Annotated in this window: 7 protein-coding genes and 1 pseudogene; 3 read left to right on the top strand and 5 right to left on the bottom strand. The window is 71.9% G+C overall.

Features of this window, described 5'->3' with window-relative positions; translation table 11 throughout:
- Window positions 1–212 (bottom strand): annotated as a pseudogene (locus SACHA_RS26070) (alpha/beta family hydrolase); the annotation flags it as partial.
- Between the two features lie 40 nt (window positions 213–252).
- Complete coding sequence (locus tag SACHA_RS0108870) at window positions 253–1,047, bottom strand: SOS response-associated peptidase (RefSeq protein WP_019808927.1); 795 nt, start codon at window positions 1,045–1,047, stop codon at window positions 253–255.
- 212 nt (window positions 1,048–1,259) lie between these two features.
- Here SACHA_RS0108870 and rsgA point away from each other — a divergent pair, with 212 nt between their 5' ends.
- Window positions 1,260–2,273, top strand: a complete 1,014-nt coding sequence (rsgA, locus tag SACHA_RS0108865) for a ribosome small subunit-dependent GTPase A (protein WP_019808926.1) — start codon at window positions 1,260–1,262, stop codon at window positions 2,271–2,273.
- Window positions 2,274–2,424: 151 nt separating this feature from the next.
- On the top strand, window positions 2,425–3,255 hold the full coding sequence (locus SACHA_RS0108860) for a hypothetical protein (protein WP_019808925.1): 831 nt from the start codon (window positions 2,425–2,427) through the stop codon (window positions 3,253–3,255).
- 102 nt (window positions 3,256–3,357) lie between these two features.
- Here SACHA_RS0108860 and pruA read toward each other — a convergent pair whose 3' ends face one another.
- The 3 genes from pruA to SACHA_RS0108845 are packed head-to-tail and all read right to left on the bottom strand — an operon-like array spanning window position 3,358 to window position 7,032.
- Window positions 3,358–4,986 (bottom strand): L-glutamate gamma-semialdehyde dehydrogenase, encoded by a 1,629-nt coding sequence (pruA, locus tag SACHA_RS0108855; RefSeq protein WP_019808924.1) that lies wholly within the window; start codon window positions 4,984–4,986, stop codon window positions 3,358–3,360.
- Window positions 4,987–5,041: 55 nt separating this feature from the next.
- Window positions 5,042–5,629, bottom strand: coding sequence for a DUF6912 family protein (locus SACHA_RS0108850; RefSeq protein ID WP_198010121.1), 588 nt, complete (start codon window positions 5,627–5,629; stop codon window positions 5,042–5,044).
- Window positions 5,626–7,032 carry a WS/DGAT/MGAT family O-acyltransferase gene (locus SACHA_RS0108845; RefSeq protein WP_019808922.1) on the bottom strand — a complete coding sequence of 469 codons (1,407 nt, stop codon included), beginning with the start codon at window positions 7,030–7,032 and terminating at the stop codon, window positions 5,626–5,628. The genes SACHA_RS0108850 and SACHA_RS0108845 overlap by 4 nt, the downstream gene beginning before the upstream one ends.
- A gap of 192 nt (window positions 7,033–7,224) precedes the next feature.
- On the opposite strand from SACHA_RS0108845, the gene SACHA_RS21135 reads away from it, so the two are divergent.
- Window positions 7,225–7,596, top strand: a 372-nt coding sequence (locus tag SACHA_RS21135) for an RNA methyltransferase substrate-binding domain-containing protein (protein WP_019808921.1), incomplete at its 3' end; no start/stop codon positions are given.

Genomic DNA, 7,596 nt, shown 5'->3' with positions numbered 1-7,596 from the left:
GGGGCCCGTCGCCCGGCGACGCGGTACGGCTGTTCCACCAGCGCGACGTGCACGTCCGCGGCGCGCGCCGCGCGGGTGACGGTGACCAGGTCCGCGGCCTCGATCCCACCACCGGCCCCGTGTCCGAGCAGCAGTGCGGCCACGCCCTCGTCGGAACCGTGGATCGAGACGCGGGCGGGGCCGTGCGGGGTGGTGATCTCGGTGACCGTCATCAGCGTTTCCCACCGTATCCGTGTTTCGCACCGTGTCCGGTCACTGCTGCGGCAACTCGAACAGGGCGCCGGTGGCACCGTCGTCGAGGTCGGTGGGCTCGGGATCCGCCCGCTCGACGAGTTCCGGCCCGTTGTTGCGCACGCTGTTGACCCGGGTGGACACCGGTCGTAGCTCCAGGGTGTCGACCCAGGGCTCCTCCGGCGGCCGGAGCAGGTCGGTGGCGTCGGCACGGTCGGGGTCGAGCCATGCGGCCCAGCGGTCGGACGGCAGCGCCAGCGGCATCCGGTGATGGACGTCGGCGAGCGGGCCGACCGCGTCGGTGGTGATGATCGAACACGTGATCAGCGGCGAGGCGTCCGTCTCCCCCTTCGGATCGCGCCAGGTCTCCCACAGTCCCGCGAACGCCAACGAGGACCCGTCGCGTGTGGTGGTGAAGAACGGCTCCTTACGACGCTTTCCCCCGTCCCCCGCCTTCCACTCGTACCAGCCGTCGGCCGGCACCAGGCAGCGCCGCCGGGACAACGCCTTGCGGAACGCCGGTTTCTCCCGCGCGGTCTCGGCCCGGGTATTGATCATCTTCGCGCCGACGGACGGATCCTTCGCCCAGAACGGCACCAGGCCCCAGCGCATCATCCGGAGGCTGCGCACCGACGGTTCGTCGGCGAGCGGGTTGCCGTCGGCATCCCGCGGATGCCGCTGGACCACGGTGACCACGTCCTTCGTCGGCGCGACGTTGTAGTCCGGCCCCCGCGGGGGACCGTCCGTTCCGTCGAGGGCGTCGAACTCCCGCATCAACGCGGCGGGATCCTTCGTCGCCGCGTACCGGCCGCACATCGGTCTCCGTCCTCCGTCCTCCGTCCGGCGCCGGGGTTCTGGTGTTCCCCGCCACAGCACGGGTGTGCCCGGGTGTGTCGGTCCACCCGGACGCCATCCTGGCACGGTTGTGCGGCCGTGGCGAGTGGCATGCGGGATCATCGTCGGTGACAGTGTCGCCGCCGCTGTCCCGAGGAGGCAGCGGCGGATCCCGGCCAGGAAGGTGGAACGGTTTGCCGCGCAGGGATTGGCGCACGTTCGACGAGAGCGATGTCCGGGTGCGGCCGGGCAAGGGCTCCCGCCCCCGGAGCAAGCAGCGCCCCACGCACCCGGACGCGGTCACCGCGATGGTGCTCTCGGTGGACCGGGGCCGCTGGCGGTGCGCGGTCGACGGTGCGGCGGACCGGGTGGTGACGGCGATGCGGGCCAAGGAGCTGGGCCGCACGCCGATCGTGGTGGGCGACCGGGTGGGGCTCGTCGGGGACACCAGCGGGGCGCCGGACACCCTCGCCCGCATCGTGCGGGTCGACGAGCGGACGAGTGTGCTGCGCCGCACCGCCGACGACACGGACCCGTACGAGCGCGTGGTGGTCGCGAACGCCGAGCAACTGTTCATCGTCACCTCGCTGGCCGACCCGCCACCGAAACGCGGGTTCATCGACCGGTGTCTGGTCGCCTGCTACACGGGCGGGCTGGAACCGGTGCTGTGCCTGACCAAGGCGGACCTCGCGGACCCGGACGAGCTGCTGGCCTCCTACGCCGACCTCGCGGTGCCGTCCGTGGTCACCCGGTACGACACCGACAACCCCGGGTTGCCGGAGCGGCTGCGGGACCGGGTGTCGGCGTTGGTGGGTCACTCCGGCGTCGGCAAGTCCACCCTGGTGAACCGGGTCGTGCCGGAGGCCGGGCTCGCCACGGGCGAGGTCAGCGCGGTCGGCAAGGGCCGGCACACGTCGGTGGGGGCGGTCGCGCTGCCGCTGCCCGGCGGTGGCTGGGTGGTGGACACCCCGGGCATCCGGTCGTTCGGGCTCGCGCACGTGACACCGGACCAGCTGGTGGCCGCGTTCCCGGAGTTCGCCGAGGCGGCCGAGGAGTGCCCGCCGAACTGCGGCCACCTCGGCCCCCCGAAGGACCCGGACTGCGTCCTCGACCGGGTCGTCACCGACGGGGGCGCCACCCCGGGACGGCTCGACTCGCTACGCCGACTGCTGCTGTCCCGCGCGGGCACGGAGGTGCCGGAAGGGTGACCGGGATACGGTGCTCGCACCGGACCCGGACCCCGGTCACCGGAAAACGCGAGCAACGGTGATATGCGTCACTTGTCACCCGAAAGGGGAACCGTCCGGTCGCCGGACAGGTCCGAATCGGGACCACAGACTCGACAAAGAGGGGGCAATCATGCGCAGACCAGCTCTCGCCGCGGGCGCGGCCGCACTCGTGCTGGCACTCGCGGGCTGCGGGAACACGGTCGACGGTCAGGCGTCCGACGGCACCGGAGGCACCGCGGGCGACGGCGGGTTCATGAACCTCTCCGAACTCGCCTCCTCGTCCTCCGACAAGGCGTCCGAGGCCAGTTCGTCCCGGTTCACCATGGAGACGACGGCGATGGGCCAGACGATGCGGGCCGAGGGACAGGCCCGGTACGCCGGGGCGGACACGGCGATGAGCATGACGATGGACATCCAGGGCCAGCCCATGGAGATGCGCATGGTCGACCGGACCATGTACATGAAGATGCCGCAGGGACAGGGGGCGGCACTCGGCGCCGAGACGGGCAAGCCGTGGGTCGAGATGTCCCTGGACGGCGACAATCCGATGGCCGAGGCCATGGGCGGTGCCGACATGGCCGAGCAGAGCGATCCGACCAGGATCCTGGAGCAGCTCGAACAGTTCGGCGGCGAGATCGTCGACACCCGGGAGACGACCCTCGACGGTGAGCAGGTGACCCGGTACACGGTCGAGCTCGACATGGCGAAGGCCGCGACGATGATGGGCGGTGAGCAGCTCCGCGCCGAGCCGCAGCCCTCGCAGGGCACCACGATTCCCATGGAGCTCTACCTCGACTCCGCGAATCTGCCCGTACGCATCGAGATGGACATGGAAGTCATGGGCCAGTCGTCCTCCATGGTGATGAACTACACCGACTGGGGCACGCCGGTGACCATCGAAGCACCCCCGGCGGACCAGGTCGCCCAGTTGGATACTGCGGGCATGACCGGGGGTAATTGAACCCCTTCCCCCGTGGGAGCCCGAGGGCGCGGGGCCCCGGATCGCGCCGATCCGGGGCCCCGGTCCGTCTTCGGGGGCCGCCCTCCGGTCCCCGACTCCCGCTCAGCCCATGTGCGGGTAGGTGATGTCGGTCGGGGCGACGAAGGTCTCCTTGATCGCCCGGGGGCTGGTCCAGCGCAGCAGGTTGAACATCGACCCGGCCTTGTCGTTGGTGCCCGAGGCCCGCGACCCGCCGAACGGCTGCTGCCCGACGATCGACCCGGTGGGCTTGTCGTTGACGTAGAAGTTGCCGGCCGCGTGCCGCAGCGCGCGGTGCGCCTGCTGCACCGCCTCCCGGTCGTCGGCGAAGACCGCCCCGGTCAACCCGTACGGGGCGCTGCGGTCGACGACGTCGAGGATGCGTTCGTAGTCACCGTCCGGGTAGACGTGCACCGCCATGATCGGACCGAAGTACTCGGTGGAGAACAGCGTGTGCCCCGGGTCGTCCGAGACCAGCACCGTCGGCTCGACGAACCACCCGACGCGGTCGTCGCAGCCGCCACCGACCAGCGTCTCCACGGACGGGTCGTCGCGCACCCCCGCCAGCAGGTCCCGGTGCTTGGCGAACGCCCGCCCGTCGATGACCGCCCCACCGAAGTTCGACAGGTCGGTGACGTCGCCGTAGGTGACCGTCTTGGTGAGGTCGGCGAGCTGTTCGCGCAGCCCGCCGTCCCACAGCGAGCGCGGCACGTAGGCGCGGGACACGGCCGAGCACTTCTGCCCCTGGTACTCGAACGCCCCCCGAACCAGGGCGGTGACCAGCTTGTCGGCATCCGCCGACGGGTGGGCCACGACGAAGTCCTTGCCGCCGGTCTCCCCGACGATGCGCGGATAGCACCCGTAGTTGTCCAGGTTGTCGGCGATGGTGCGCCACAGGTGCTTGAACGTCGCGGTCGACCCGGTGAAGTGCAGCCCGGCGAAGCCGGGGTCGGGCAGGGCGACCTCGCTGACGGCCCGCCCGTCGCCGGTGACCATGTTGATCACCCCGGGCGGCAGTCCCGCCTCCTCGAAGACCCGCATGGTGTAGTGGGCGGCCAACTGCTGCGACGGCGTCGGCTTCCACACGACCGTGTTGCCCATGAGCGCGGGCGCGGACGGCAGATTGCCCGCGATCGCGGTGAAGTTGAACGGCGTGATGGCGACGACGAACCCGTCGAGCGGGCGGTACTCCATCCGGTTCCAGGCCCCGGGCACGGAGTTGGGCTGCTCGGCGTGGATGCGCCGTGCGTAGGCGACGTTGAACCGCAGGAAGTCGATCAGTTCGCAGGCCGCGTCGATCTCGGCCTGCTGCACCGATTTCGACTGGCCGAGCATCGTCGCCGCGTTGATGGTGTCCCGCCAGGGCCCGGCGATCAGGTCGGCCGCACGCAGGAACACCGCCGCGCGTTCGTCGAAGGGGAGTTCGCTCCACCGGCGTGCCGCCGACTTCGCGGCGGTGACCGCCTCGGCGACGTCGGCGTTCGTGGCCTGGGCGGCCACCCCGAGCACGTGCCGGTGGTCGTGCGGTTGCACGACGTCGAACCGGTCACCGCCGGCGAGCCGGTGCCGCCCGTCGATCGTCTGGGTGAGGTCGACACGCTCGGCCTCGAGTTCCGCCAGTCTGCGTTCCAGCGACCCGCGGCCCGGGGTTCCCGGGGCGTAGGTGTGGACCGGCTCGTTCGCCGGTGCCGGTACGGATGTGACAGCGTCCATGGTGTCCCGCCTTTCCGTCGTTCGTCCGCCTTGTGGGCGGTGCGCGAACACATGGTTACATGAGTTCGAGGAGGAAGGGCAGTTCCTGCGGCGCGTACCAGGCGAGTTCGTGGTCCTCGGCGTCGCCCAGGGCCAGCTCGGCGTCCTCGTCCCCCAGATCGGCGTCGTCGATCACCGGTGCGGCCGCCAGCACGGCGCTCTCCGCGTCCCGGGTGTCCACGTGCACCGCCGCCACCGTGTCCAGCGGGACGGGCCCGGACAGCCGCACGACGGCGTGGTCCAGGTCGGGACGCAGTGTCACGTCCTCCGGGTCCGCCGAGATGACCACCCGCCGCGGCGGGTCCCCGCCCCCGGGCGCACGGTCCGGGTCCGACGGCACACCGTCGGCATCCCCGTCCCCGGCGTCGGCATCCCCGTCCCCGGCATCAGCACCGTGGGACTCCCGCTCGGCCGCCAGCAGACGCAACGAGGCCCTGGCCGCCTCGGTGAGCGCGGCGTACTCCAGTTCCTCGGTCGTACCGCTGGTGTACGACTCGCGCAACGCCGGGGTGAGCGCGAACGCCGTCCCGTTGACGGGGAGCAGCTCACCCTCGTCGACGAGTTCCCGGAGCATGCGCACTGTGGCAGGTACGTAGACCCTCACCAGATCGTCCCTTTCAGTTCCTCAAGTGCGTCGGTGACCATGCCGGCGAGCACGTCGACGTCCGACAACGCCTTCCGGTCACCATTCAAACCGACGTAGACCCCGCCGTCGTACGAGGTGATGCCGACCGCGAGCGCCTGGTTCCGCGCGAGCGGCATCACCGGGTAGATCTCGGTCATCCTCGCAGGGCCGGCGTACCGGGGCCGCTGTGGACCGGGTGAGTTGCTCACGACCACGTTGAACAGCCGTCCCGACAGCGAGCTCGCCGCGCGCCCGGCGAGCGACTGCATCGTCGCGGGTGCGAACCCACCGAGACGCAGCATCGCGGCCGCCGCCACCGACCGGTCCGCGTCCGGCTGGGCGGCCATGGCATGGCTCAGGTGCCGAAGCCGCAGGACCGGGTCCGGCTCGCCGACCGGCAGTTCGACCAGTGCGGGCACGACCCGGTTGTCCAGCGGCCCCTCCGGGGAGCCGCCGACGGTGTCCCCGTCGCGCACGGCGCGCGGGACCAGCGCCCGCACGGTCGACGTCTGGCTCAGCGGCATCCCGCGGCGCGCCAGCCACTCCCGCAACGCCCCCGTGACGACGGCGAGTACCACGTCGTTCACGGTGCCCCCGTGCCGCCGCCGGACCCGGCGGAGGTCCTCGAGGTCCGTGCGGACCCCGGCGAACACCCGGCCGCGGCTCACGTGCGCGTTGAGCGGGCTCGGGGCGGCCGGGCGGAGGACCGAGTGCACCGCCGAGGCCACGTCCTCCACCGCACCCAGCACCCGGTCGGCGGTACTGGCGACGTCCCGCACGGCCGTCCGCACGTTCTCCACCATCTCCGCAGGGCGCCGCACCGTGTCGGCGACGGCGTCGGTCACCAGCCGCACACGCCCCGGACGGGGCCGCGCGGTCCAGAACTCCTCGGCGGGTCCGGGTTCGGTGGGCTCGTCGTCGAGCAGCAACTGCCCCAGATCGAGCGAGCCGATGCCGTCCACCATCGACTGATGCGTCTTGGTCACCAGCGCCACCCGGTTCCCGGCCAGGCCCTCGACCATGTACAGCTCCCACAGCGGCCGCTCCACGTCGAGCGGCCGCGCCAACAGCCGGGCCACCAGCTCGAACAGCTGCCGGTGGTTCCCCGGCTCGGGCAACGCGGAGCGGCGCACGTGATAGTTCAGGTCGAAGTCGACGTCGTCGACCCACACCGGCCGCGACAGGTGCCCCGGCACCGGCCGCACCCGCCGGCGGTAGCGCGGCAGGTACGCCAGCCTGCGGCCGACCAGGGACAGCAGTTGTCCGTAGTCGAACCCCTTCTCCGGCCGCTCGACGATCGCGATGCCGCCCACGTGCAGCGGTGTGGCGGGCCGCTCCGCGTACAGGAACGAGGCGTCCAGCGCGGAGAGACGGTCGGTCATGATCCGATCCTGACAGATCCGGGCGGCCGCCGCCGTGACGAGGCGGGCGGGTGGGAAACTGGCGGTGTGGGAGGAACAGGGGCCCGTGGTGGCCGCGCCGCACAGGAGGGCCGCGCCGCACAGGAGGGGCACGACGCACAGGAGGGGCACGACGCGCACGGAACGGGCGCGGGATCACCGAAGGACCGGTTTTTGACCGTCTACGGGCGCAAGCCCGTGCTGGAGATCCTGGGCGACCGCACCCTCGACGTCGACAAAGTGATCATCGCGGACACCGCACGGGGGGCCNCGGTCGCCGAGATCGAACGCGCGGCCGGTGCGCGCGGTGTCCCGGTCCGGCGCGACGGCGCCCACCGGGTGAAGGTGCTCGCGGGCAACGGGAAACAGGACCAGGGTGTGCTGGCCGACGTCGTGGCGCCCCGGATGCGGCCGTTGGCCACGGCGCTGGACTCGCCCACGCCCCCGGCGCCGGTGCTCGTGCTCGACGGCGTCACCACGTCCGCGAACGTGGGGATGATCCTGCGCACGGCGACCGCGGCCGGGCTCGGCGGCGTCGTGGTGCCG

The sequence above is a fragment of the Saccharomonospora halophila 8 genome, from assembly GCF_000383775.1.
GTDB classification, from domain to species: Bacteria; Actinomycetota; Actinomycetes; order Mycobacteriales; family Pseudonocardiaceae; genus Saccharomonospora; species Saccharomonospora halophila.
The sequence above is the reverse complement of the archived record's forward strand: the minus strand, read 5'-3'. Positions and strand labels throughout refer to the sequence as shown.